Genomic DNA, 23,795 nt, shown 5'->3' on the forward strand with positions numbered 1-23,795 from the left:
TTTGAAAAGGAGTGAAAAGCTCGCTGAGGTCTTAACTATAGAAATTGGAGGGAAAAGGATGAAAGGTATAATTCTTGCGGGAGGCAAAGGGACCCGATTGTATCCTATGACCCGGGCCGTGTCCAAACAATTATTGCCTATTTATGATAAACCCATGATATATTATCCTCTTTCAGTCTTAATGATGGCCGGTATTCGAGAGATACTTATCATCTCAACCCCAGAGGATACACCTATATATGAAAAGCTATTTGAAGATGGTTCTAAGTTAGGACTTAAACTTTGTTATAAGGTACAAGAAAGTCCCAGAGGGCTTGCGGATGCATTTATACTTGGTAAAGAGTTTATTGCCGACGATAGGGTTTGCTTAATTTTGGGCGACAATATTTTCTATGGTCAAGATTTTGTGCGACTTCTTCATAATGCCAGTGATTTAAAGGAGGGTGCCTACATCTTTGGATATCCTGTGAAAGATGCCCGATCCTTTGGGGTTGTTGAATTTGATAAAAATAGAAAAGTGGTTTCTATTGAAGAAAAACCAAGCAAACCAAAATCAAATTATGCTGTTCCGGGATTATATTTTTATGACAACAAGGTTGTAGAGATAGCTCAAAGTGTTAAGCCTTCAGAACGTGGTGAAATTGAAATTACTGCTGTTAATAATGCTTATCTTGAACAAGGGGAGCTTAATGTTATTTTGCTTGGCCGTGGTATGGCTTGGCTGGATACAGGTACTCCTGATGGCCTGCAAAAAGCTGCTGAGTATGTTGAGGCAGTCCAGTCTAGGCAAGGATTCTATATTGCATGTTTAGAGGAAATTGCCTGGCGTAGAGGATTCATTGGGGATCAGGAATTAAAAGTTATTGGCGAAAGCTTGAAGATGACAGATTACGGACAGTATATTTTATCGTTATTAAATGATTGAAGGATTAAATTCTAAAGTTAAATCAAAGTTAGAGTGAGAGTAAGTGTAAGAGTTAGAGTTAAGATTAAGAGTTAAAGGGGAAGGTTTTGACAAATGAAATTTATTTTAGTCACAGGAGGCGCTGGCTTCATTGGCAGCAACTTTGTAAAAACAATGTTGTACAAGCACCCTAACTATAAAATTATTAATGTTGATGCATTGACCTATGCAGGAAATCTAGAAAATCTACAAGCTATATCTGATAACTATAACTACTCATTTATCAAAGCAGATATTAGGGACAGACAAAGGATGGAAGAAATATTTTTAACCTACCATATCGATACAGTTGTAAACTTTGCTGCAGAATCACATGTTGATAGAAGTATTGAAGAACCAGAAGTTTTCCTAACGACTAATGTTATTGGGACACAAGTATTGCTTGATGTGGCAAAGAAGCATTGGAAAATAAATCCCAATGATAAGCATTGCAAGAAATACAAACCTAGAGTAAAGTTCATTCAAGTATCAACAGATGAAGTGTACGGAGCTTTAGGTGAGACGGGAATGTTTGTTGAGACGATGCCGCTAATGCCAAATAGCCCATATTCTGCATCCAAAGCAAGTGCTGATATGATTGCAAGAGCTTATCATGAAACCTTTGGTACACCAGTCAATATAACAAGGTGTAGTAATAATTATGGGCCAAATCAGTTCCCTGAAAAACTGATTCCTCTTATGATCAATAACTGCCTTAAAGAAAAAGAGCTTCCTGTTTATGGCGATGGCATGCAAGTAAGAGACTGGCTTCATGTATCAGATCACTGCACTGCTATCGATGAAGTTCTTCATAAAGGAAGGGACGGAGAGGTCTATAATATTGGTGGAAATAATGAAAAAGCCAATCTAGAAATTGTAAAATTGATTATTAATACTCTTGGGAAGTCTGAAGACTTGATTAAATACGTCAAAGATCGTCCTGGACACGATAGAAGATATGCCATTGATAATACTAAAATTACAACTGAGCTAGGTTGGGAACCGGCTTATACCTTTGAACAAGGGATAAAAGAGACTATTGATTGGTATTTAGAGAATACTGAGTGGATGGAAAATATTGCCTCTGGTGATTATGCAAATTATTATAAAAAAATGTATGGCTACATCAATGATAAGGTTGCAGCAATTAATGGATAACAGGGTTATATAGTATCCAACAACCCAGTTAAATTTATATTTGGCAAAGTGTCCTTCCATTAAATATACAACTAAGAGAGGACTAAAATTGTTGTGTTGTTACCTTTAAAGATCGCGTGGCGGTTTCTACTTGATAAAAAATTACAAACAATCTTAGTCATTTTAGGTATCGCCATAGGAGTCTCTGTTCAGATTTTTATCGGTCTGGTCAGTCAAGGACTTGAAAAGACATTAGTGAATAAAATATTAGCTTATACCCCCCATATTACCATGTACTCCAAAAGTGGAGGATTTAGTGACTGGCAGAAGGAAGCGGACAGGATCAGAAGCAATTTCCCGGAAGTTGACGCGGTATCCCCAAATGTCAATAGCCAAGCGTGGATAAAACTTGGCAAAATGACGATCCCTATACTTATACGGGGGTTTAATATCACAGATACCGAGCGTCTATATAACGTTACATCGGCAATTTACGAAGGAAGTTCACCGCTTAATGATAATGAGATTATACTCGGCAAAGAATTAGCTGAGCGATTAGGTGTCAATGTCGGGGATGAGGTCAGTATATTAACCCTTGGTAGACAAACGGTGACTATGAAAATTGTTGGTTTGTATGATTTCGGAGTTACTAAGATTAATAAAGCCTGGGTGATTACGAATTTGACCACCGCGCAAAACTTCATCGGTTTTGGGGATAAAGTGACTGAGATCGAATTAGTGATTAACGACCCGTTTCAAGCAGATGTTGTCAGTGACCAAATTAGCAGCGCCTTGTCAGGGGAAGAGTTAGCTCTTTCTAATTGGAAAGACCAGAATCAGTTAATGGTTAGTGCTATCTCAGGCCAAAAAATAGTGACCCTTGTCATCCAATTCTTCATTATGCTGGCGACCATTATAAGTATTGTCAATATATTGACCATTAACGTCTTTCAAAAATCAAAACAAGTTGGTATCTTAAAGGCCATGGGTCTTACGGATGTTTCGGCAAGCCTTGTCTTTTTCTATCAAGCCTTAATACTTAGTCTTGTAGGAATCGCGTTTAGTCTCGGTTTCCTTGTCGGCTTTCTTAGAGGATTCAATCGATACATTGTGACTGCTCAAGGATCACCTGTCGTTAATGTTACCGTGGATTATAGGTTTATCGTGTTATCTATCCTTATTTTCTTTGTGGTTTCAATGTCAACTGCCATTTTCCCTGCGCTTAGGTGTATCAAATTAAATCCAATTGAGGTAATTAAAAATGCCTAATGTCATTGAATTGAAAGATGTTAACAAGATCTATGGGACTAGGGTAAAGTCGCAAATTCTTTATGATATTAATTTAGAAATTGAGGAAAACAGCATTAACTCGGTTGTCGGAGCCTCTGGAAGTGGTAAAACAACGCTTTTAAATATCATGGGTACTCTCGATAGGCCTACTAGCGGGGAAGTCATTATCGATGGATCTAATACTAAAAATATGGCACAGCACAAGTTAGCTAAATTGCGGAATCAGGCTATAGGATTTATTTTTCAATTTCATTTTTTATTACAGGAATTCAATGTCTTTGACAATGTTCTCATGCCTAGTAAAATACAAAGAAACAGCCGGACAGAGGTAAAGGAAAGGGCGAATCGCTTATTAGATATGTTAGGGCTATATAAGTATCGCCAATACAATGTCCTAGACCTATCCGGAGGGCAACAGCAACGTGTAGCAATTGCCAGGTCGCTGATCAATAACCCTAAGATTATCTTGGCTGATGAGCCAACGGGAAACCTCGATTTACATAGTTCGGAAGATGTTTATAACATCTTTAAACAAGTGAATAAAGAGTATGGCGTTGCTTTTGTTATTGTTACCCACGACAAACACTTAGCTGGCCGCGTTATTAAAATTCAAGATGGAGAAATCTTGCTTGTTTCACCTTCCGCTCGGTAGGAACAGGTACTTCTCGAATACCTTGTCAAACCCCCTTAGGGGTCGACAAGGTGTTTTAGTTATTTCTTCATTCCAGTTAATGCGGTGTAACTATTAGCCTCGCCAGCACCAAAGAGCGCATCGGTACCGGGTTTACCTAGATCGACTGCTGTCTGTTGAATCAATGCAGTCACTTGGGCTGGGGTTAATCCCGGATTATGAGCTTTAATAACTCCGGCAATTCCTGCAACTTTCGGTGAAGCCATTGAGGTACCTTGCAGCAGAGCATAGCCCCGAAGATTTGATGTGACATAGGGTTCCATATTAGTCGGATAAGTACTAAACGTATGGTAGTGGAGGTCCCGAAGGTTGAGATCACTGGTTTGGTCATAGAGTGGTCCATAGTCACCACCGGGGGCGGCTACATCGATGGAGCGGGATCCATAATTAGAGTAGAAAGCGATTTTATCTTTAGACCATTCATTAGAAGAGGATACTGTTATAACTCCCGGGGTCTGTCCAGGTACTTCGCGAGATGCCCCTTTAAACTTAAATCCTAAGTGACCGTATGTTTGATTCATGTAGCTTGTGATTACATTCGGATTGTTTAAGTTAAGAGACTCATTCCCTGCAGCAGTGACGACTGTGACATTATGATCTACAGCGTATTTAATGGCACGTCTGTATAAAAGTGCATCGGCAACGTCGCTATAAGCATTTTTGTCATCTAAGTATGTATAACGAGAGATACTATCAAATCCACCGATGGACATATTTATGACGTCTACTTTGTCTTTAGCCGCTTGTACAATAGCCGAAATAATCCAGGGTGTCTGGGTGTTGCCGCTAGCAGAGAAGATACGATAAGCACGGATTCCTAGATCCGGTCCAATCCCGTGCATTTTGCCATTAGATGCAATAGAACCCGCAACGTGCGTACCGTGTCCGTAGCGATCCCCATAGTCATTAGGATCATCAGTTTCGGTTGCGTCTCCGTCTGCATTGGCCGGTACAAAGTTTTGTCCGCCAACAATGTTATTTTTTAGATCTGGATGGTTAAAATCAATCCCAGAGTCAATGATACCGACAATCGCCTTATGGATTACTGTTCCGTTAATTTCCACACCGCCAGTCTCCAGTGCATAAGAATCTCCATGATGGGTAATCCGTTGAATATCCCATTGATAGTCCCAGTAACTATCGGTTTGATCAGCTTGAGGAATATCTGTAACTGGTTGACCGTTAGCAGCCACAGGGGTGATCTGCTTATCATCTAATTTTAAAAACAACGAAACGTTTGCGGCTTGGATCCCTTTAATTGCTTTCAGATTATTTAAAAAGTAAGGGTTATCGGATTGTACCTCGAGTCCTGATACCTCAGGCAATACCCTAAGTATCTTACCTCCAGCCTTGGAAATAACTGGATCATAGTCAGCGGGAATTTGTTGCTGGAAAGCAATCGTGTAGGTGTTTTTTGTCGGAGATGCCCCGGCTGGAGCAATGAACGCAGCCGTGATTAAGCTTACCGCGACTGCCAAGCTAAGAAACTTCCTATTCACTTTTCTATACTCCCTTTCTAAAATTATTCTTTTCTGCATCTTCCAACTAGATTGTCAGAGAGCACTTGTTAAATTATACAAATAGATTAAGTGAAATGCTATGAAATTTACCAATTCCTAATGGGAACGTCAGGACTGAAAACTTTACTTCATAGGTATACGGAACTTCGTAACCTTTAGGAACCGCCTAGTGCGGACCGCATGCTAGGTGGTGTGAGAGGATGGGGCTAGCCGACCCCTCCTACTCCAATGTTATTTTTTTGAGAATTCATTGGACATTGCACAGTAAAATTGCATGTGTATCGGTATAAAAAATAATTTTCTCCACCGTATAGGTTGAATCTCTTTTTAAGAGCAGTTCATCTTCTGTTTGAATGTTGCTGATACTTTTTAAACAAGCAGCGTTAAAATATTTTGGGACTTTTAAGATAAATAGTACATCACCAGAGTATTCGATATTACCGTTAAAAAATAAAGTAGTACTTGAATAACCCTTTTCAAGAAACTTTGCTCCATTATAGATACTTAAAAAATTAGTGAGCTCTTGGAAACCTTCTAAATCGATCCATCTAAAAGTAATTATATCCTCAGGAGTTGACGCTTTTTCTATAGCAGAATCTAGATGCATAATTCGATTTTTATACCTCGGATATCTACAATGACGCAAATGCTCGTTATATTTGAAGGAACATGAAGTATATAGTTTGATAGTTTTAATTTCTTCCTGAGTTAGGTGTTGTTCCCATGAACTGTAGTTCAGTTTACTCCATTGTCTAATCTCGTCTCTAAGTTCAAATATACGGAATGAATCATTAACTTTGAGGTACTTAAGTAAGTCAAAAACGTCCTGTAAGGTGTCGGAAAAGTCCTTGTTATTAAGTTGAGCAGATATATTTTCTTTTCTAAAGATTGATTGCCATATTTCTTTAACTTTTATAAATATAAAACATAACCTCCTTTGCTTAAAGGGTAGTTATGTTTCATATTTATTTGGATAGCACCAAGAAATGACTAATGCTGCTTTAGTTTATTATTGAGGCAAATTCTAACTCGATATCTAGACCAAAGAAAAAGAGCAACAACATGCGTTGTTACTCTTGAAAAGTTATTTTCATCTCTATTAATACCTGCGAGCACCAAGATAACGAGAGGAGTAGAAGCTGTCACTAAGACTGGATGTTTTAACATCGCTTTGGGGATTGCTGGCGTGAACAAAACGTCCTCCACCGATATAAATACCTACATGAGAGGCACCTTTAGCATAGGTTGAAAAGAATACTAAATCACCTGCACGAAGGTCATTTTTGCTAACTGGAGTTCCGGAAGCGAATTGTGCATAAGAGGTTCGAGGAAGAGATATACCAGAACTTGATAAGACATACTTTGTAAAACCTGAACAGTCAAAACCACTTTTTGTCGTTCCGCCAAAAACATAAGGGGTACCTTGCAAGCTAAGTGCCCGGTCTACGATATTTGAAGAACCGCCGCTTCCGCGAGACAAGGTAGAAGCTACCATGACTGGTTGCTTACTGGGGCCCTGAGCAATGACGCGATTGACTGGATTTTGTGTTACTTTTTCATCTACTACCTGCTTGGTAACGTCGATGCCATTTTTTTGAACATAAGAATAGGTTACTGTTTTTGAGCCATTACTGCCTTGCTCAATTACTTTTGTTTGTCCAACCTTTAGACTATTGTCTTTCTTTGTTTCGACATCATAGGGAATAGCTTCTGGACCTGTAAACGTTCCTTCACTTACAACGGTAAGATAGGGAGTTGTAGAAACTAGTTTAATAATTTGGCCGGGCTGCAATTTCGTATCCTTGCTCGTTCCCGGATTACCAGCTAATACTTCATCTGTTAACATATCGTTTTTGCGGGCAATTAGCCACCAAGAATCGTTTGGTTGTACAGTATAATCCTTTGTAGTTACTTTGCCGTCAATCAACTCTTTGAAAGCTTGTTCAAGTGGTTTCATTTGATCTGGTTGGACTTCTGTTGCTTCAACACTAACCTGTTCGGCAAAACTAACGGAAGTTACCTTATTTTCCTCACTGGGTTTGACATAATAGTCTTCATACTCTTCAAGAAGTTTATCGGAATCCTCTTTACTAGGCAGATAGGCGACAACTGAACCGTCTGCTTCTAACCTATAACCTTCAAGATAAAACCCTAATTTAGCTTCTAATGTCTCTTCGTTTAAAGAAGATTCGAAATAGACTGCGGGATTAACTCTGAGGGTTTCATAGGTGATTTGGTCATGAGTTTTGGCAACCACTCCAAATGGCTCACCTTGTTGTTTTAGAATTGTTTCGACGAGGTTTTTACCGGCATCAACATTTTTAACTAACCCAATTTGTTGGCCGTTAATCATAACCGCAGCAGCGGCAGTCGTTGTCGAAAGATAATAGGTGAGACCGCCAGTGAGGATAACCACAATAGATAAACCACCAATGACGCGCGGTGATTTCCATGAGACTTTTTGTAAGGTACTGTTGAAAAATCGTTTGAGCAACGTTTTTTTCTGAGTCCAATTGAAATGTTTGATTCTAGTATGTATCGAACCTTTTAACCGTAATATGACTGGAGACAAATGCATATTTCTTTCACCTTTCTCAGCTTACGAGGTTAGTTGACGGATTCGGGCACAAGGTGTAAGCCCTACGCATATTGGTATGCGTTTCACCCCATAAAAAAAGATCCCCCGCTCTAGGTATCCTAGATTCAGCCTTTGTTTTTTGCGTCGACATAATATATTCGACATGATACGGAGATTTCCTCTAAAATTAATCGTAGAAATAAATGGTAATTGGCATTCCAAGACTTATTAGGAACCTAATTTTAGATCAACTTAGTACAAGATTTTATTGAGAGAGGCCTCCATCGATGATTTTCCTGACCCTTTCCGGCAATTCCGCGGCTTGCTCCTTGGTTAGTTTGGCAGTTGGGATGGGGTCAAAAATAGTTATCTCTACATGGGCTGGCTTAATTTTAAAGCCGTTTTGTTCCATTATCTTATACGAACCGCGTATCCTAATCGGAACAATGGGAACACCAGCCTTAAACGCTAACTTCAAGCTCCCAGGTTTAAATTCGCCTAAAGTTTCACCTTTGCTGCGAGTGCCTTCAGGGAAAATGACCATAGAATATCCTTCTTTAAGATGTTCTGCAGCCTGGTTTATAACTTTAAGAGATTGTCGAATATCTGAACGGTCCATAAAAACACACTTCAAATGAGTCATCCAGGTTCGAATTAGGGGTAATTTTAGAAGCTCGACTTTTGCAATAAAGGCCTTTGGCTTATCAATATAACCGAGGAGAATAGGGATGTCAAAATTCCCCTGGTGATTGCTGACGAAAAGAACTGAGCCATCAGTAGGGATGTTCTCCTCCCCACTGATGGTAACAGTGACTCCTGCAAGCTTAACGAGAGAATGAGCCCATTTCTTTGCCGTTTGGTTTGCGAGCTGGTCATGTTCAACGGTTTTTCCCATTTTTTCTAATAGGTTAACTTTTAATAGTGTTGGTTGAATGGCCATGAGGTGTATCCAAAAATATGTAAACCATAGAATTGTTCGAAACATAAATGTACTCCTCATCCTTGTTTTTAGGATATTATACCAAATACTAAGATCTACAGGAAATATAAACATAAAATTCCTTAGTAACTATTTCATAAGCTGTCCGTATAAGTTCCGGACGCCGGATAGGTTATTGATAAATTTATATATGTGTTAGTTAAGGAAGTCTTTGAATCCATTACCATAATAGGTGTTGGTTTCTGTTATCCACCACTTGCTTGAGTGAAGTAATAATATAAACAATAAAAATAAAGGCAGCCAGTGACAATATAGGAGCAAAGTAAGCAAAGGGCTGCGCCCATAAGAGTGTACCATGTGCATACAAGTACCATAATGGCATAAAACAAACCTCCAATCTGTAGATATTTATTATTACGCACTTTATTGTTTGATTCGCTTCGATTATCACCTATTCGCGTGTCGTTTCTCCATAAATATAAATCTGACCAGTAATAAAAAGACCCACTGAAAGCAACAATACTGCCAACTGTAGTGGAAAGGGTGAGTAAAGATCCAAAAATCTTATTATGCTATGAAGGGTTTCGTTGGGCTCGAGAGCTTGCTTAAGGCTGATTTCTACGTGTCTTAAATCAAGATTTAGAAGACCCAAGGACGTACGTCTGCCAAGAATAGGATAATAAATTGATATTCTGGGAGTTAACGTGAATGGATCACGAGAATAAAGTAAGTCTTGAGGTTCTTGCTCTTTGGTTGTCTCGATCACTTCTTCCTGTTGGTCAACAAGTAAACTAGAATAACCGTAAATGGTTTCTTTTAGATTATTTAGCTCATTCGCTAATTCCAATTGAGCTGCCTGAACCAATCTGTTAGCCCCATCAGTAATGGCAAGACCAAATGCAGAAAACATTAGCAATAAAGTAAGAGGAAATGGGGGTCTTAAATCTATTATTTGGAACATAAGGTAAACGGTCTCGTTAGGATCTATCTGTTGCCGCCAATGAACGCCGACTTCTCTAAGACCTAAAATTGAAATGCCAATGGCGTTGTAAGGTTGAATTAAGAACCAAAAATAGATGGAATGAGGACATAGGTTGAAAGGGTTTAGCTTATCAGCAAAGAGTATTCGTATTTTTTTAAGCACTGTGGAGTAATGCTTCTCGAAAGCTCTGCGCTCCAATTGCAGTGACTTAAAAAGGATGGGATGCTTATAAAAGTATTTATTTAGATAGTCTTGTAAGACGTTGCTTATTTTAAATTGGGAATGCAATCGCTTCACTCCGTCCCTAAAACTGTTCGATGATTCTTTCTCCGGCTTTTTCAATTGGTTCCACCGTATAGCCAACTGTGTTTAAAATAAGCCAAGTCCAAAAAAGTGAATTTACGATGGCCAAGACGGTGGGGACTGGTAGCCAAATACCCCAGAACTTGGTGTTTGGATTTGAAGATTGAGGCAAGTTGCCCTGTATATGGCTTGGCATAGCTTTCTTGTCATTTAGCTGGTTTTGTTGATTACATCGTAGATTGAAGGTAATATTCATGATCATTTTCCTTCTTATCGATTAATTGTTGCATAATTTCGGAATACGACGCCCCCCAAGATGATCGAGACGATGAAAGATCCGACTAACCAAATAACCCAATAACTTTGGATGACCCACAAGGAATATTCTGGCAATATCAACGTCTCCTTTCACGATATATTTACATAATATTCCAATATAACGAACTTTGTGCGATATAGTTGCTATAAGAGCACTTTTTTAGAAGTGCAGAGATTCATGGAGGGCCTCTAGGGCAACGTTGGCAAGTAAATTAATCGCGAAGACTTGACAGCTGGCGTCAAGAAAATTATTATTAGTATAATAAAGATACTATAATTAGTATACTTACTTTCAGGAAGGTAATTCACAATGACACGAAAGTACAACCATTATTGTCCTGTGGCTTTTTCATTAGAGGTAATTGGTGGCAAATGGTCTTTTACTATCATTCGAGATTTGCTCACTAGACCCCAACGGTTTAGTGACCTATTGCAGTACTCGAGCAACGTCACGCCTAAGGGACTTACGCTTGCACTCCGGCAACTTGAGGAGACTGGAATTGTCGAACGAGAGGAACAGCCGGGCCATCGCGAGGTCTGGTACAGGCTAACGCGTGCAGGTCAAGACCTGCGTCCTGTGGTGGAGGCGATGAAGGAGTGGGGCCTGAAACATGCAATGCGGCCACCATTGCCAGGCGAAGTGGTTCGTCCTGATCTAGCGATGGATGTCCTTACAGATTCTCTCAATAAACGAGGCCGTAAGTTGCCTCAACCCACAACATGGTTGATGTGTTTCACGCATGGGGGAACCCATGTCTTATCCTTTGATGGTGATCGATGGTCAACAAGTAAAGGAGAGAAAGCAGATCCGGACGTCCGAGTGACGGTATCTCCCGAAGCGTGGGCGACATTTTTGGCCGTTAAACGGAGTGAGAGAAATCAGTACGTGCAATCTATGCAACTCGATGGCTCATCCGAAGGTGTAAAGCAGTTTCTGCAGTCTTTCGTCGATTAAAATCACTTTACTAACAGCTTAGAAAACGGTATTGGAATCGAAGTAGAAGGCTAATAAGTTTTGATTTTCCAGGTAGCTATTCGCAGTATTTTTATTGGCTCAAGCCCTTCTATTTGATTTAGAAATTCCTGAGAGGAGAGGTAAGAAGGAGTGAATAGAAAAAATCTAGGATGAAGAGGAGGGGAAATTTTGAGCGAATGGAAAAAGACCAGTTGCGTGCTTTGTGCCCAAAATTGCGGTCTCGAGGCGTTGGTGGAGAATAACCAAATTGTTAAGGTCAAACCTGACAAAGATAATCCCCGCAGCCAGGGATATGCTTGCCGAAAGGGGCTCAATATCGCTTATTACCAGCATCACAGTGATCGTCTTACTCACCCGTTGAAAAAAGTGGGGAACGATTTTGTACCTATTTCTTGGGATCAGGCACTCGCTGAGATCGCGGAGAAACTCAGGTCTATCGTAGATGAGCATGGGCCACGTTCCTTGGCCTTTATGGGTCTGGGAGGCTTGGGCGGTCATTCTGAAGCCGTTTTCGGACTTCGTCTTTTACGTTCTTTGGGCTCGAAATACTACTATAATGCCTTGGCTGGCGAACTTACCGGTTTATACTGGGGCTATGGTCGAACAATAGGCAGGCAATATAATTTTACGATTTTCGATCACGATCAGACGGATCTCCTTTTAGCCATTGGTTGGAACGGTTGGATGAGCCATCAGATGCCTCAGGCCAGAAGGTACCTTGATAAGATGTCCAAAGACCCAGGAAAACTGTTAGTAGTCATAGATCCCCGTCCTTCAGAGACTGCAAAAAAAGCAGATATTCATCTGGCTTTGCGTCCAGGTACAGATGCCCTCCTAACTCGTGCGTTGATCGCCATCATCTTACAGGAAGGGTGGCAAAATCAATCATATATTGACCTGCATGTCAGTCAGTTTGAGCAGATCCATCCTTGGTTTAAGGATTTTGAAGCCAGGGAAGCCTGCAGAGTATGTGAACTGGACTATGATCAAGTCAAAGAAGTTGCGCGACTTTTTGCCACGCGAAAATCATCCCTTCATGCTGACCTGGGGGTACTTATGGGCAGGCATAGTTCAGTGACGACTTATTTAGAAATTATACTGCTCGCCATTTGTGGACGCCTTTTTGTTCCAGGAGGTAATGTTGTTCCAGGTTATTTAATGACCATGGGACCACATACGGATGATCGAAATCCCAAGCACTGGAAAACTATGTCGACCGGTTTCCCTACAATTCTAGGTATGTATCCACCTAACGCAATGCCAGAAGAAATTGACAATAACCACCCCGAACGGCTGCGGGCGGTACTTATTTCTTCCAGTAACCCTGTGCGCTCTTTTGCTGACACGACGGCCTATGAACAAGCCTTCTCCAAGCTAGATCTATTGGTTACTATTGATATTGCCATGACGGAAACAGCTAAGATGTCAGATTACGTATTGCCAGATCACTCGCTTTATGAGAGATGGGATACTACTTACTTCCAGCTCAATTATCCCGAAATATATTGCCAAATGCGTCAGCCCATCGTGAAACCAGAGGGGGAACTCCTGGAAGGGAGTGAGATCTTTACTCGTTTGGCCGATATACTAGGCTTTATTCCGGCAATCCCAGAATCACTTTATTCTGCTGCTAAAAAATCCCGAATAGAATATGGTCAGGCATTATATGCCTATATGAAATCGGAACCGAAGGCAGCGGCAATAATGCCATTTGTGGTGGCTAAAACTCTAGGCAAAGAAATGGGATCAGTTAACTTAGCCTGGATGTGGGCTCTGCTTCAAACTGTCCCTCAGAGTTTTAAGGAAAATGCAGTTCGGGCTGGCTTCAAACTCGGTCTCACTATGGGTGATGACATCTTTCAAGCAATCCTTGATCATCCGGAAGGTTTATGGATCGGTAAGGTGGACCCAGACAACAACTTTGCCAACCTAAAAACGGATGATAATCGCATCAACTTATATATACCAGAAGTCGAAGAATGGGTTACGGGCATAACCCCAGAGTATGAAGAAGAACAACTTCAGTCTGAAGGTAAGTACCCCTTTGTTCTTTTGGCAGGACGGCACATGGATGAGAATGCCAATACCTTAATGCGGAATCCTGAGTGGAACCGTGGGCGAAGAGCTTGTACCGTGGCTATGAATCCGGAGGATGCCGAACGGCTGGGCCTAAATGACCAACAAATCGTGAAGGTTACCACTGAAGCAGGGACGGTGAACATCGAACTGGAAACCACCACGGACACTCGCCCCGGAATGGTGATCATTCCGCACGGTTTTGGGTTGGAATTTAACGGAGAGATATACGGAGTGGGGGTCAATCGATTGACCAAAAATACTAATCGCGATCGCATTGCAGGTACACCTTTACATCGCTATGTGCGCTGTCAGGTGGAAGCGGTTATCGATTCTTAAGAAACACAATTCAAGATGGCCGATGGTTAGGGAGATGTGCGACCTGGAAAGAATGAGTAATCTTATAAATGGCTAAGATAAGAATGACATAGGACTTCGGGCAGAGGGTAAGCACTAATGACCGAGATGGTAAGCGACCCCGATCCCGAAAAATCGGGAAGAGTTATCAAAGCAATGCTCCAGATGAAGAAAATGGATATAAAGACTTTAAAGCAAGGGTATGAGGGATAGGATTATGAAGGGCACTCAATTAATGGGTGCTCTTTTCAATTTAAGGATTTGAATTGCAGTACATACCAGTGAATATTTGAAAATATTTCACCCGTAAAATGAACTTATTAGGTAAGATAGAACTCATAGGTATAGAAGTGAGGTGAAAGCTTTGGAAAATGAGTTTACCCAGATGATAAAACGAGCAAAAATGGGGGATAAAGAGGTAATTATAGAACTCATCATGAGGCAAAAACAGGATTATTATCGCCTCGCCTATACCTTTATGAAGAACCAAGATGACGCATTAGACGTCATGGAAGATATGATTCTTAAAGTGTATGAAAATATTAAGAAGCTTCACGATGATACTGCTTTTTATAGTTGGAGTAAAACAATCCTAGTTAATTGTTGTAAAAATAACTTAAGGAGAAAGAATAGGGTCATATTGATCAGCAATATTCCGGTAGGCTCTCACGAAGATGTCTTTCAAGTAAAGGACGAACAACTAGATATTGAAAAACACATGAAAAAGCTCAATCAAAAACACTTGGAAGTTCTAAAATTAAGGTATTACCTTGATATGGATTATGAATCAATTGCTGCTATCTTAAAAATCCCAATAGGAACTGTCAAATCACGAATTCACACTGGGCTTCTAAAATTAAAACAGAGCATGGGAGTGAGTAACTGATGAACAATATAGAGGATATTCTTAAAGCAGAAAAGTGTAAAATTGATCAAATTGAAGTCCCCGAAGAATTGGAGGGGCGACTGCGTACTGCCTTAAATAAAGACAAACAATTTAGACTAAGAAACAGAGCTAAAGTTTATGCCGCGGCCATGGTTATGGTGGTTACTCTATTACTATCGTTTAATTATGATGTAATTGCTTTTTATAGTAAACAACTCCTAGGGTATGATCAGGTCATGAATGCTTCTTTGAAAGAATTAAGTGAACTCGGTAAAGGACAACCCGTAGGAAAAAGCTTTCTATTTGACAATGGAGTCTCATTAACAGTTGATTACGTAATGTTAGATGAAAACCAACTTTTATTGTTCTATACCGTAAAAGATCCATCAGGGCACGTCGAAGAAAATGACATCTCATCTTTAATGTCCTTAAAAGCCTTTTGGGGAGAATATGACCATCAGAATTCCCAAGGTATTCTTAATGAAGATAAAACAGAAATAAAATATCTCGCCAGCTTTGAGCCTCCAAATCCTTTTGAAAAAAGCTTAACCTTAAGATTTTCGCAAATACTGAAGGGAACACAAACGCCTGCTGAGATCAGCTTTACTTTAAACAGGAATACTGCTATGGGACATACACTAAAAGAGACTCTCAATGAGACGATTAAAGTTGATCAAGCCCATATAAAAATTGAATCAATTCTTGCATCCCCTACAAAAACAGTAATCAATGGTTCTATTCAAAACATTTTAGAATTAGCTATAGAACAGCTCAGTGGAGAAAGACTTCGACCGACAGACCTAACGCTAAAGCTTATTGCCAATGGAAAAGAAGTTCCCGTACAAGGGGGTGGGATGAGTACAGACATGAAAGGGATTACTTTTCACAGTGATTATGATCCTTTACCCTCAGATTTAGAGCAACTCCAACTAGAATTGGTGAAGTTTGGAGCAGATCACGATGTGAATCGACAGTTTAAATTGGGGAGAACTAACGATAGCGAGAATCAGAAGTTAAATATTCTAGGGCAAATAGTAGAGATAGATCAAATTAAAACTTCCCAGGGAGAGACGCGTATAACCATTAGTAGTGAAGAGAGCCTTATCTTAAGTCGAGTATATTTGATGATTGATGGACAGAAGGTTCCCCTAGAAGAAACCATTCTGGACAATTATGATAAACTACAGGATGGTACCATTATTCATACACGAACGCTGCGTTTCTTGGGTGCGGGGGATGAGTTGGATCTGGACGTCCAAAGAATGACTTATTCAAAAAGCTATGATGAAATGCTGGAGATTCCGATTAATTAAATAATGGCTAAGATAATAAGTAAGAGCTAGGGCATTCAGACAGATGTTTGGATGTTCTAGCTTCTTGTTTTTAAATTAAAAAGGGATGGACTTTAACTATATACTGAATAAGAAATTGGCTCTCGTACAGCCCACCCAGGCTGAGGAAAGTCTGGGCGAACAGCTTGTTTTATAACAACTGCCCTCAATGAAATGATATAATCAATAGGGTCTAATGTTTAATGTATTAATTCGATGCTGACAAATTATTTAATGTTTAGCCGTTCCCTGGATGAAAAGGAACTATAAAACGAGCGTCGAAGTATTAATGACTCTTCTATGATAGTTGCCAGATTTATTTCAATCCAAGGATGGAAAAGGGGGATGCGAGGTGGGTGTTTTCTCGGATATGATCATTGGGTCTGGGATAGATACAGTGGACTGCATGATTACACTTGATTTCCCAAAGGTTTCTGAAGATCGAAATATTTATGAAGTCTATGAAGAATTTGGCCAATCGTTAGACTGTGTTTATGTCGTAAACAGAGACGGATTTTTGGTGGGTCTTCTAGATCAGCCTACTATGCTAAAGGTCGGGGCTCGTAGGAATATGCAAAAATTAGCAGGGGAGCTTGTGTGTAAGGTTCCGATGTGCTTGCCCTCGAGTAGTTCAGTTCAAGAGGCGATCACCCTTTTTTTAAAACTAAAAGTGAACGAAGTCCCGGTTACTGATGAGACGGGACGGATGATCGGAGTACTTAAGCTTTGGCCGTTGTTTGATTACCAGGCAAGCAAGTTGGAGAGTTTAGAACAAGAGCTTAACAAATCTAAAAAGCTAACAGCTACATTGGAAGCGGTTATAGAAAATCCGTATGAAGGTATGGTTGTCGTCGACGAAAATAGCCATGTGACTATGATTAATAATTTCTATTTGGAGGTCCTTGGGGTAACTAGGGAAGAAGCTCTGGGTCGACATATTTGCGAACTAACTCCACATTCAGAACTTCCAAACATTGTGCGTACGGGGAAGGCTCAATTTGTAGACTACTGGAAAGTTGGAGACCGGGATTTTATGATTATCCGGGCACCCATTAAAAAAGATGGCAAGACAATTGGCGCACTTGGCAAGACCCTCTTTAAGGATATGGGCCTAGCTCATGTCTTCGCCCGGAAACTGGCCCAATTGGAAGATGATCTGAAGTTTTATAAAGAAGAGTTGCGCAAAATTCACAGCGCTACTTATACTTTTGATGATATTATCGGAGAAGGATTTAAAATTACAGCAACCATACGCTTAGCTCAACGTGCGGCTCGTACAACCTCAACCGTTCTGTTAACGGGGGAGAGTGGAACGGGAAAAGAGTTGTTCGCTCATGCTATTCATAATTACAGCGTGCGGCGCCATGGACCATTTATTAAGGTTAACTGTGCCGCGATTCCGGAACAGCTCTTGGAATCTGAGCTGTTTGGTTATGTTGAAGGGGCCTTCACCGGAGCAAGCAAAGATGGTAAACCCGGTAAGTTTGAACTGGCGAACCATGGTACTATCTTCTTGGACGAGATTGGGGATATGAGCCTAACAATGCAGGCCAAGCTTTTACGTGTCATTCAGGAACGTGAAATTGAAAGGATAGGCGGAACGCAACCTTTCAAAATCGATGTGCGTATTATTACAGCTACAAACCGCAAATTAGAAAAAATGTTGCAGGAAGGGACGTTTCGGGACGACCTTTTCTATCGGTTAAATGTTATGGTTCTTGAGTTACCTTGCTTACGGGAAAGGTCTGGGGACATTAGATTACTGGCAAATTACATGGTGACTAAATTAAACCAAAAATTAGAGACAGATGTGGAAGGCATTTCTCAAGAAGCCATGCAAATATTACAAAACTATGCATGGCCAGGCAACGTCCGAGAACTGGAGAGCGTTTTGGAACGAACGATGAACATGGTTGACGAGCCGATTATTTTACCTGAACATTTACCGGCTCGAATACTGCAGGCCAAAATGAGCGTGAATGATATTCAGAGCGGAGAACATAGCAGATTCGAGGAAGGCAGAAATTTTGCTGAAAAAGAGTTGTTGGTTGATGCTTTGAAGTGTGCCAAGGGCAATAAGGCGCAAGCTGCAAAAATCTTGGGGATTCACAGATCTGTTCTGTATAAGAAACTTACGAAGCATGGGCTTGGTGGTGAGGTTTTGTCTGGGGAGTTGTAATCTGAATGATCGTCGGGTTGCTTAATCGAGACAAGGCGTCTTTTTTAGGAGCATATTGTCTCAAATAGGAGACGCGAAAATGTGTCAATGCGGCATTGTTTTAAGATGGTTCTAAATAATCTCATTAGATGATTTGCTTAGGGGCAGGGTTTTTCCATGCCCTTTTTTGGTTCGTTAAATAATTATTAAAAAAAGTCAGAAATTTGGATCTATTCTTGCATATTGAGTGAATTAACAGAGGGGGCTGCTGGGCCAAAATCTTCTGAGAATAAATAATAAGGGAGGGGTCGATTTGGATTATAAAAAGGAGTACGAGCGCAAATTCATCACTGCTGACGAAGCGGTCAAGGTCGTGAAATCAGGGGATGTTGTTCATTATGGTGAATTCATGATGGCTTCACATGTTTTGGATGCCGCTTTGGCCAAGAGGTGTGATGAGTTAGAAGGGGTGAACATTAGAACAGTTACCTGTCCGTTTATACCGCAAACTACTGTCAATGACCTGGAAAGGAAACATTTTATTTATAATGACTGGCATTTTAGTGGAGCCAGCAGAAAACTGCATGATAAGAATTTGTGCAACTATATTCCACTGACCTATCATGAAGGTCCCAGTTTTTTTGACCGAAGTTGGGTACCGGTTGATGTAGCCTTGATCAAGGTTACTCCTCCTGACCAACATGGCTATGTAAACTTGGGCACATCGAATTCTATAACACATGCCTTCTGTGATGCTGCTAAAATCGTGATTGCTGAAGTAAACGAGTCCGTACCCCGATGTTTAGGTGGCTCCAGGGAGACCTTACATGTATCCGAAATCAACTATTTTGTTCAGGGTGACAATAGACCTCTTATTCAGCTTCCTGAAACCCCAATCTCAGATGTGGATAAGATAATCGCCAAAATTATTCTGGAACAAATCGAAGACGGTGCCTGCTTACAGTTAGGAATTGGGGCTATGCCCAATGCAGTAGGCGCAATGATCGCCCAATCGGACTTAAAAGACCTAGGTGTTCACACAGAAATGCTGGTCGATTCCTTTGTGGATATGTACGAAGCCGGAAGAATTACGGGTCTGCGCAAACAGCTTGACAAAGGTAAGATGGTCTATACCTTTGCCATGGGAACCAACAAACTCTATGATTTTTTGAATAACAATCCGGTTTGTGCAAGTTACCCGGTGGATTACACGAATGAACCTGACATAATATGCCGGAATGACAATATGATCTGCATTAACAATGCGATAGAAGTAGATCTTTATGGTCAGGTGGCATCGGAATCATCAGGTACACGGCAGATTTCTGGAACCGGCGGCCAGTTAGACTATATTTATGGGTCTTATAAATCTAAAGGCGGTAAGGGTTTGATCTGTCTTACCTCGACCTTCGTTGACAGTGAGGGCAAGATGCAATCCCGCATTACGCCTACTATAAGTCCAGGGTCGATTGTTACCGTTCCTAGGAGTATTAATTATTATGTAGTTACAGAATACGGTATAGCGATGCTGAAGGGAAAGAGTACGTGGCAAAGAGCCGAAGCCTTAATAAATATTGCTCATCCGGATCTGCGTGATGAACTGATTAAGGAAGCGGATGCCAATAAGATATGGGTAAAATCTAACAAGATATCCTAAGGCTGTAGATCTCCTGAATTTGGGGAGGGCTAATTAATATTAAAGGGGTTTTAAATTATGGTAATGCAACTTAATGAAGTTGTGATGGTTAGCGCTTGCAGAACACCTATTGGTTCTTATGGAGGGTCACTTCAACCAGTGCCTGCCAATGAATTGACCAAGCTTGTTGCTACTGAGGCTATAAAACGTGCGGGAATTGATCCGAAACAGGTGGATGAAATCGTGGCCGGAATGTGCTTAGGTCATGGTAATGGCTCATGTCCTCCCCGTATTGTGGCTATGGAGATTGGTATGGATCCTAAATCAAGTGCCTGTATGGTCAACCAGAACTGTGCATCTGCAATGAGAGCCGTGGAAATCGCTGCTATGAAACTGCAACTAGGCAAATACGAAATAGCTCTAGTAACTGGCACTGAAAGTATGAGTAATATCCCTTACATCTCTACGACATCCAGATGGGGTGCAAGAATGGGCGACGTCAAACTTCAGGACGCCATGCTTGCAGATGGATTGGTATGCCAACTAGCCGGTTCCCATATGGGAGGAACTGCTGAAAATATCGCTGAACAGTATGGAATTACCAGAAAAGAATGTGACGAGCTAGCTCTTCTTAGCCATCAGAGGGCAATAAGGGCTATTGACGAAGGTCGTTTTGTCAGAGAGATTGTTCCTGTTCCAGTCAAAAAGGGAAAAAAAGAATACCTGTTCAAGCAGGACGAACATTCTATTCGAGGTGCAAGCTTCGAAAGTATGGCCAAGCTGAAACCTGCATTTAAAAAAGACGGTGTTGTAACTGCTGGCAACGCTTCTGGTCTAAATGACGCAGCGGCGGCTGTCGTTTTGATGACTAAGGAAAAGGCTGAGGAACTGGGAATCAAACCTCTAATGAAACTTATAAATATCTGTGATGAAGGGGTAGAAGCTAGTGTTATGGGCTTAGGTCCCGCTGTTGCTATACCCAAATGTTTGAAAGAAGCTGGAATAAAGTATGAAGACGTTGATTACTGGGAAATCAACGAAGCCTTTGCAGCCCAAGTGATTGGTGTTGGCAAGAAGATAAAAGATGAAGCAGGCATCACTTTCAACATAGGTACGTTCGAGCAGGATGGCAACATTAACACGAATGGTTCTGGAATTGGATTAGGACATCCGGTTGGGGCTACCGGACTGCGCATCATTGTAAGCCTTTATTATGAACTGGAGAGACTTGGGAAAACAGTTGGCGGCGCTTCCCTTTGCGTAGGTGGCGGAGCAGCTATGGCTTCTCTGTGGACTCGAGAGATATAGATGTTGTAAGAAATTGGTGAAAAAATTTGTGCTGGAGGGAATGTAAACATGGCGTCTAATTTTGCAGTTAATAATATTAGAGATTTTGAATTTATTATCCAAGAATGGCTTCCAACTGAGGGGGTTTTTAATTACCCGCAGTTTGCAGATTATTATTCCAAGGATGACATTAAATCAGTCTTAGATCCTGTTTTAAAAATGTGCAAGGCAGTAATTGAGCCGACCAATGGCGAAAATGAGACTCATCCTGCTACCTTTGCTGATGGTGAGGTAACTACCCCGCCTAGCTTAGGACCACTTTTCCACAAGTTGCAGGAAGAGGGCTGGGGTACCAGCAATATAGATAATTCCCCCGATGCCATGGTATTACCGGAAATGCTGAATGCCGCCGTTTGGGAGCTTATTTGTGCAGCTAATCCCACCTTTATGCCCTATGTTCTGCTGACCAGTGGGGCAGCCGGTTTAATTCAAAGCTTTGGCAATGACGAATTAAAAGCTAAGTTCCTTCCTAATATGATGAATGGAACTTGGGCTGGAACTATGTGTCTGACTGAGCCCGGAGCAGGGTCCGATGTAGGGGATATTCTTTCTAAAGCCTATCCGACTGACGATCCGCGGATCTTTAAGATCAAAGGCAATAAGATCTTTATAACTGGTGGCAACAATGATTTTACGGAAAATATCATCCACCTCTATTTAGCTCGTATAGAAGGTGCTAAACCCGGTACCAGCGGAATTTCTCTGTTCGTAGTTCCTAAGTTATGGGTTAACGAGGATGGCAGTTTGGAAGACAATGATTTTCTAAACACTGGGATAGAGCATAAAATGGGCCAGCATGGTTCGGTCACGGCCGCTTTATCGGCTGGGGAAAACGATAATTGTCGAGGCTGGCTGCTGGGTAAAGACCCACGTGATAACGAGGGCAAGGGCGAAGGTATGGCCCAGATGTTTCAAATGATGAACATGGCCCGGATGGAAACAGGTCATATGGCGCTGTCTTGTATTATCAACGCCTTTGCGAATGCCCGAGATAATGCTAAAGAAAGAGTTCAGGGCCGCTTGCTGACAAATCCCAAAGCTGGTCGGGTGTCCATTATTAACCATGAGGATATTAAGCGCACTCTGATGATGGGCAAAGCACATATTGAAGCCATGCGGGCCATGATGTACAGGGTTTATCTGGCTTTTGACCAGAGGCATCGCGATCCTGATCCGGCAGTAAGGCAAGCCGCCAACGACCTGATCGATATAGCCACCCCGCTTTGCAAGGCCTATCCTTCTGATGAAGGATGGTGGCTCATTGGAGAAGCTATCCAATCCTATGGGGGGTATGGCTACTGTGAAGAGTATCCCCTATCCCAAATAGCTCGCGACATGAAGATTTATTCCATCTGGGAAGGAACCAACTATATCCAGTCCATGGATCTGATTGGCCGTAAGATGAACATGAAGGGCGGCGCTGTCTTTGGGGCTTGGGTACAAGAAATGGTAGATTTCCATGAAGCTAATAAAGGCAATGAAGCTTTAAGCAAGGAATTTTCTAACCTGGGCAAGGCACTTGATGCTTATCAAGCTATGCTTAAGGCCTTGAACGGATACACCAAAACCAATATGAGCATGATTCCTCTCTATTCCCGACGAATCCTTACCGCCAGTGCCCAGCTCTTTTGTGGCCGGCAGATTCTTGATCAAGCGGTATTGGCGGATAAGAAAGCTAAAGAAGTGGGAGTAGAGCACTTTGATTATAAGTTCTACACCGGCAAAGTAGCCGCCGCCAAGTACTACCTGTGCAATGTTGTTCCCAATGTATGGGCAGTTGCGGAGATAGTCATTGATGGGGATACTTCAGCTCTTGATGTTCCGGTAGATGTTTTCGAATACTAGAAGATAAGAGAGCAAATTAAAACAGGGAGTGTCGCGAACTATTTTTGAAGTAGTAAGCGATGCTCCCTTTTGCTTTGCACGGAAAAATAATTTAGTAATCGGATTATAACTAACAAAACTTAAATTAGTTATCAAAAATATTCCCAAAATCAATGTTTCAATATTTACCCATTATGAGTTCCCATGTCTTATTTCAAGCACAACTTCTTAAAAATTAAATAAACAAATTTGACTATTATTACTGGCGCAAATATACATATGATAAAAACTATCTGTTGATTGTATTTTCCCTTTAATAAAGTGAAGTATTGGGCAAGAATCACATACAAATACACCCATATGGTTCCGAAAATCATCGTCCTGATAAAAGATTTCACAAAAATCACCCATATTCATTATAAACAATAGAAAGGGCAAAATCTACGAACTTTTGGTTTGCGTTTTGAGACCGTCCCTTTTTTGTGGAACAGATGTGAAGAGT

Annotated in this window: 18 protein-coding genes and 1 riboswitch; of the genes, 12 read left to right on the top strand and 6 right to left on the bottom strand. The window is 41.0% G+C overall.

Annotation, left to right across the window (positions count from 1 at the left end):
* Positions 1 to 58 precede the first annotated feature (58 nt).
* The 4 genes from rfbA (at position 59) to BUB11_RS16440 (ending at position 4,022) form a co-directional block, all read left to right on the top strand.
* Positions 59 to 925, top strand: a complete 867-nt coding sequence (rfbA, locus tag BUB11_RS16425) for a glucose-1-phosphate thymidylyltransferase RfbA (RefSeq protein ID WP_073030839.1) — start codon at positions 59 to 61, stop codon at positions 923 to 925.
* 93 nt (positions 926 to 1,018) lie between these two features.
* Positions 1,019 to 2,101, top strand: a complete 1,083-nt coding sequence (gene rfbB / locus BUB11_RS16430; RefSeq protein ID WP_073030840.1) for a dTDP-glucose 4,6-dehydratase — start codon at positions 1,019 to 1,021, stop codon at positions 2,099 to 2,101.
* A 93-nt stretch (positions 2,102 to 2,194) separates the two neighbouring features.
* Positions 2,195 to 3,349 (top strand): ABC transporter permease, encoded by a 1,155-nt coding sequence (locus BUB11_RS16435; protein WP_073030841.1) that lies wholly within the window; start codon positions 2,195 to 2,197, stop codon positions 3,347 to 3,349.
* Positions 3,342 to 4,022, top strand: a complete 681-nt coding sequence (locus tag BUB11_RS16440; RefSeq protein WP_073030842.1) for an ABC transporter ATP-binding protein — start codon at positions 3,342 to 3,344, stop codon at positions 4,020 to 4,022. Before BUB11_RS16435 ends, BUB11_RS16440 begins: the two co-directional genes overlap by 8 nt.
* A 59-nt stretch (positions 4,023 to 4,081) precedes the next feature.
* Here BUB11_RS16440 and BUB11_RS16445 read toward each other — a convergent pair whose 3' ends face one another.
* From BUB11_RS16445 to BUB11_RS16470, 6 genes are all read right to left on the bottom strand, one after another.
* Positions 4,082 to 5,560, bottom strand: a complete 1,479-nt coding sequence (locus BUB11_RS16445; RefSeq protein ID WP_200797937.1) for a S8 family peptidase — start codon at positions 5,558 to 5,560, stop codon at positions 4,082 to 4,084.
* Between the two features lie 268 nt (positions 5,561 to 5,828).
* Positions 5,829 to 6,503: an ADP-ribosyltransferase gene (locus BUB11_RS16450; protein ID WP_345788585.1), complete on the bottom strand. Its 675-nt coding sequence runs from the start codon at positions 6,501 to 6,503 to the stop codon at positions 5,829 to 5,831.
* Positions 6,504 to 6,680: 177 nt separating this feature from the next.
* Complete coding sequence (locus BUB11_RS16455; protein WP_084110336.1) at positions 6,681 to 8,159, bottom strand: C40 family peptidase; 1,479 nt, start codon at positions 8,157 to 8,159, stop codon at positions 6,681 to 6,683.
* A gap of 3 nt (positions 8,160 to 8,162) precedes the next feature.
* A riboswitch (cyclic di-AMP (ydaO/yuaA leader) is annotated at positions 8,163 to 8,300 on the bottom strand.
* A 124-nt stretch (positions 8,301 to 8,424) separates the two neighbouring features.
* A complete protein-coding gene (locus tag BUB11_RS16460; protein ID WP_073030845.1) occupies positions 8,425 to 9,144 on the bottom strand; it encodes a lysophospholipid acyltransferase family protein in 720 nt (239 codons plus the stop codon).
* Between the two features lie 406 nt (positions 9,145 to 9,550).
* A complete protein-coding gene (locus BUB11_RS16465) occupies positions 9,551 to 10,243 on the bottom strand; it encodes a hypothetical protein (protein ID WP_143187636.1) in 693 nt (230 codons plus the stop codon).
* Between the two features lie 142 nt (positions 10,244 to 10,385).
* The gene (locus BUB11_RS16470) at positions 10,386 to 10,640 is read right to left on the bottom strand and encodes a hypothetical protein (protein ID WP_242947573.1); all 255 of its coding nucleotides are present in this window, start codon (positions 10,638 to 10,640) and stop codon (positions 10,386 to 10,388) included.
* 372 nt (positions 10,641 to 11,012) lie between these two features.
* Here BUB11_RS16470 and BUB11_RS16475 point away from each other — a divergent pair, with 372 nt between their 5' ends.
* The 8 genes from BUB11_RS16475 (at position 11,013) to BUB11_RS16510 (ending at position 23,314) form a co-directional block, all read left to right on the top strand.
* Positions 11,013 to 11,657: a winged helix-turn-helix transcriptional regulator gene (locus BUB11_RS16475; protein WP_073030846.1), complete on the top strand. Its 645-nt coding sequence runs from the start codon at positions 11,013 to 11,015 to the stop codon at positions 11,655 to 11,657.
* A gap of 189 nt (positions 11,658 to 11,846) precedes the next feature.
* Positions 11,847 to 14,093, top strand: a complete 2,247-nt coding sequence (locus BUB11_RS16480) for a molybdopterin-containing oxidoreductase family protein (RefSeq protein ID WP_073030847.1) — start codon at positions 11,847 to 11,849, stop codon at positions 14,091 to 14,093.
* 403 nt (positions 14,094 to 14,496) lie between these two features.
* Positions 14,497 to 14,997: an RNA polymerase sigma factor gene (locus BUB11_RS16485; protein ID WP_073030886.1), complete on the top strand. Its 501-nt coding sequence runs from the start codon at positions 14,497 to 14,499 to the stop codon at positions 14,995 to 14,997.
* A complete protein-coding gene (locus tag BUB11_RS16490) occupies positions 14,997 to 16,310 on the top strand; it encodes a DUF4179 domain-containing protein (protein ID WP_073030848.1) in 1,314 nt (437 codons plus the stop codon). Before BUB11_RS16485 ends, BUB11_RS16490 begins: the two co-directional genes overlap by 1 nt.
* Positions 16,311 to 16,680: 370 nt before the next feature.
* Positions 16,681 to 18,507, top strand: coding sequence for a sigma-54-dependent Fis family transcriptional regulator (locus BUB11_RS16495; RefSeq protein WP_242947575.1), 1,827 nt, complete (start codon positions 16,681 to 16,683; stop codon positions 18,505 to 18,507).
* Between the two features lie 292 nt (positions 18,508 to 18,799).
* Entirely contained in the window at positions 18,800 to 20,143 is a 1,344-nt protein-coding gene (locus BUB11_RS16500; protein ID WP_073030849.1) for an acetyl-CoA hydrolase/transferase family protein, read from the top strand.
* Between the two features lie 57 nt (positions 20,144 to 20,200).
* Positions 20,201 to 21,430, top strand: coding sequence for a thiolase family protein (locus tag BUB11_RS16505; RefSeq protein ID WP_073030850.1), 1,230 nt, complete (start codon positions 20,201 to 20,203; stop codon positions 21,428 to 21,430).
* Positions 21,431 to 21,478: 48 nt separating this feature from the next.
* On the top strand, positions 21,479 to 23,314 hold the full coding sequence (locus tag BUB11_RS16510) for an acyl-CoA dehydrogenase family protein (RefSeq protein WP_073030851.1): 1,836 nt from the start codon (positions 21,479 to 21,481) through the stop codon (positions 23,312 to 23,314).
* Positions 23,315 to 23,795: the final 481 nt, after the last annotated feature.

It is taken from the genome of Desulfosporosinus lacus DSM 15449 (assembly GCF_900129935.1).
GTDB classification, from domain to species: Bacteria; Bacillota; Desulfitobacteriia; order Desulfitobacteriales; family Desulfitobacteriaceae; genus Desulfosporosinus; species Desulfosporosinus lacus.

Bases quoted from the DNA above. Each gene is read 5' to 3' on its own strand.
- rfbA (WP_073030839.1), top strand. From the start codon at position 59: ATGAAAGGTATAATTCTTGCGGGAGGCAAAGGGACCCGATTGTATCCT.
- rfbB (WP_073030840.1), top strand. From the start codon at position 1,019: ATGAAATTTATTTTAGTCACAGGAGGCGCTGGCTTCATTGGCAGCAAC.
- BUB11_RS16440 (WP_073030842.1), top strand. From the start codon at position 3,342: ATGCCTAATGTCATTGAATTGAAAGATGTTAACAAGATCTATGGGACT.
- BUB11_RS16455 (WP_084110336.1), bottom strand. From the start codon at position 8,159: ATGCATTTGTCTCCAGTCATATTACGGTTAAAAGGTTCGATACATACT.
- BUB11_RS16460 (WP_073030845.1), bottom strand. From the start codon at position 9,144: ATGTTTCGAACAATTCTATGGTTTACATATTTTTGGATACACCTCATG.
- BUB11_RS16470 (WP_242947573.1), bottom strand. From the start codon at position 10,640: ATGAATATTACCTTCAATCTACGATGTAATCAACAAAACCAGCTAAAT.
- BUB11_RS16475 (WP_073030846.1), top strand. From the start codon at position 11,013: ATGACACGAAAGTACAACCATTATTGTCCTGTGGCTTTTTCATTAGAG.
- BUB11_RS16485 (WP_073030886.1), top strand. From the start codon at position 14,497: ATGATAAAACGAGCAAAAATGGGGGATAAAGAGGTAATTATAGAACTC.
- BUB11_RS16490 (WP_073030848.1), top strand. From the start codon at position 14,997: ATGAACAATATAGAGGATATTCTTAAAGCAGAAAAGTGTAAAATTGAT.
- BUB11_RS16505 (WP_073030850.1), top strand. From the start codon at position 20,201: ATGGTAATGCAACTTAATGAAGTTGTGATGGTTAGCGCTTGCAGAACA.
- BUB11_RS16510 (WP_073030851.1), top strand. From the start codon at position 21,479: ATGGCGTCTAATTTTGCAGTTAATAATATTAGAGATTTTGAATTTATT.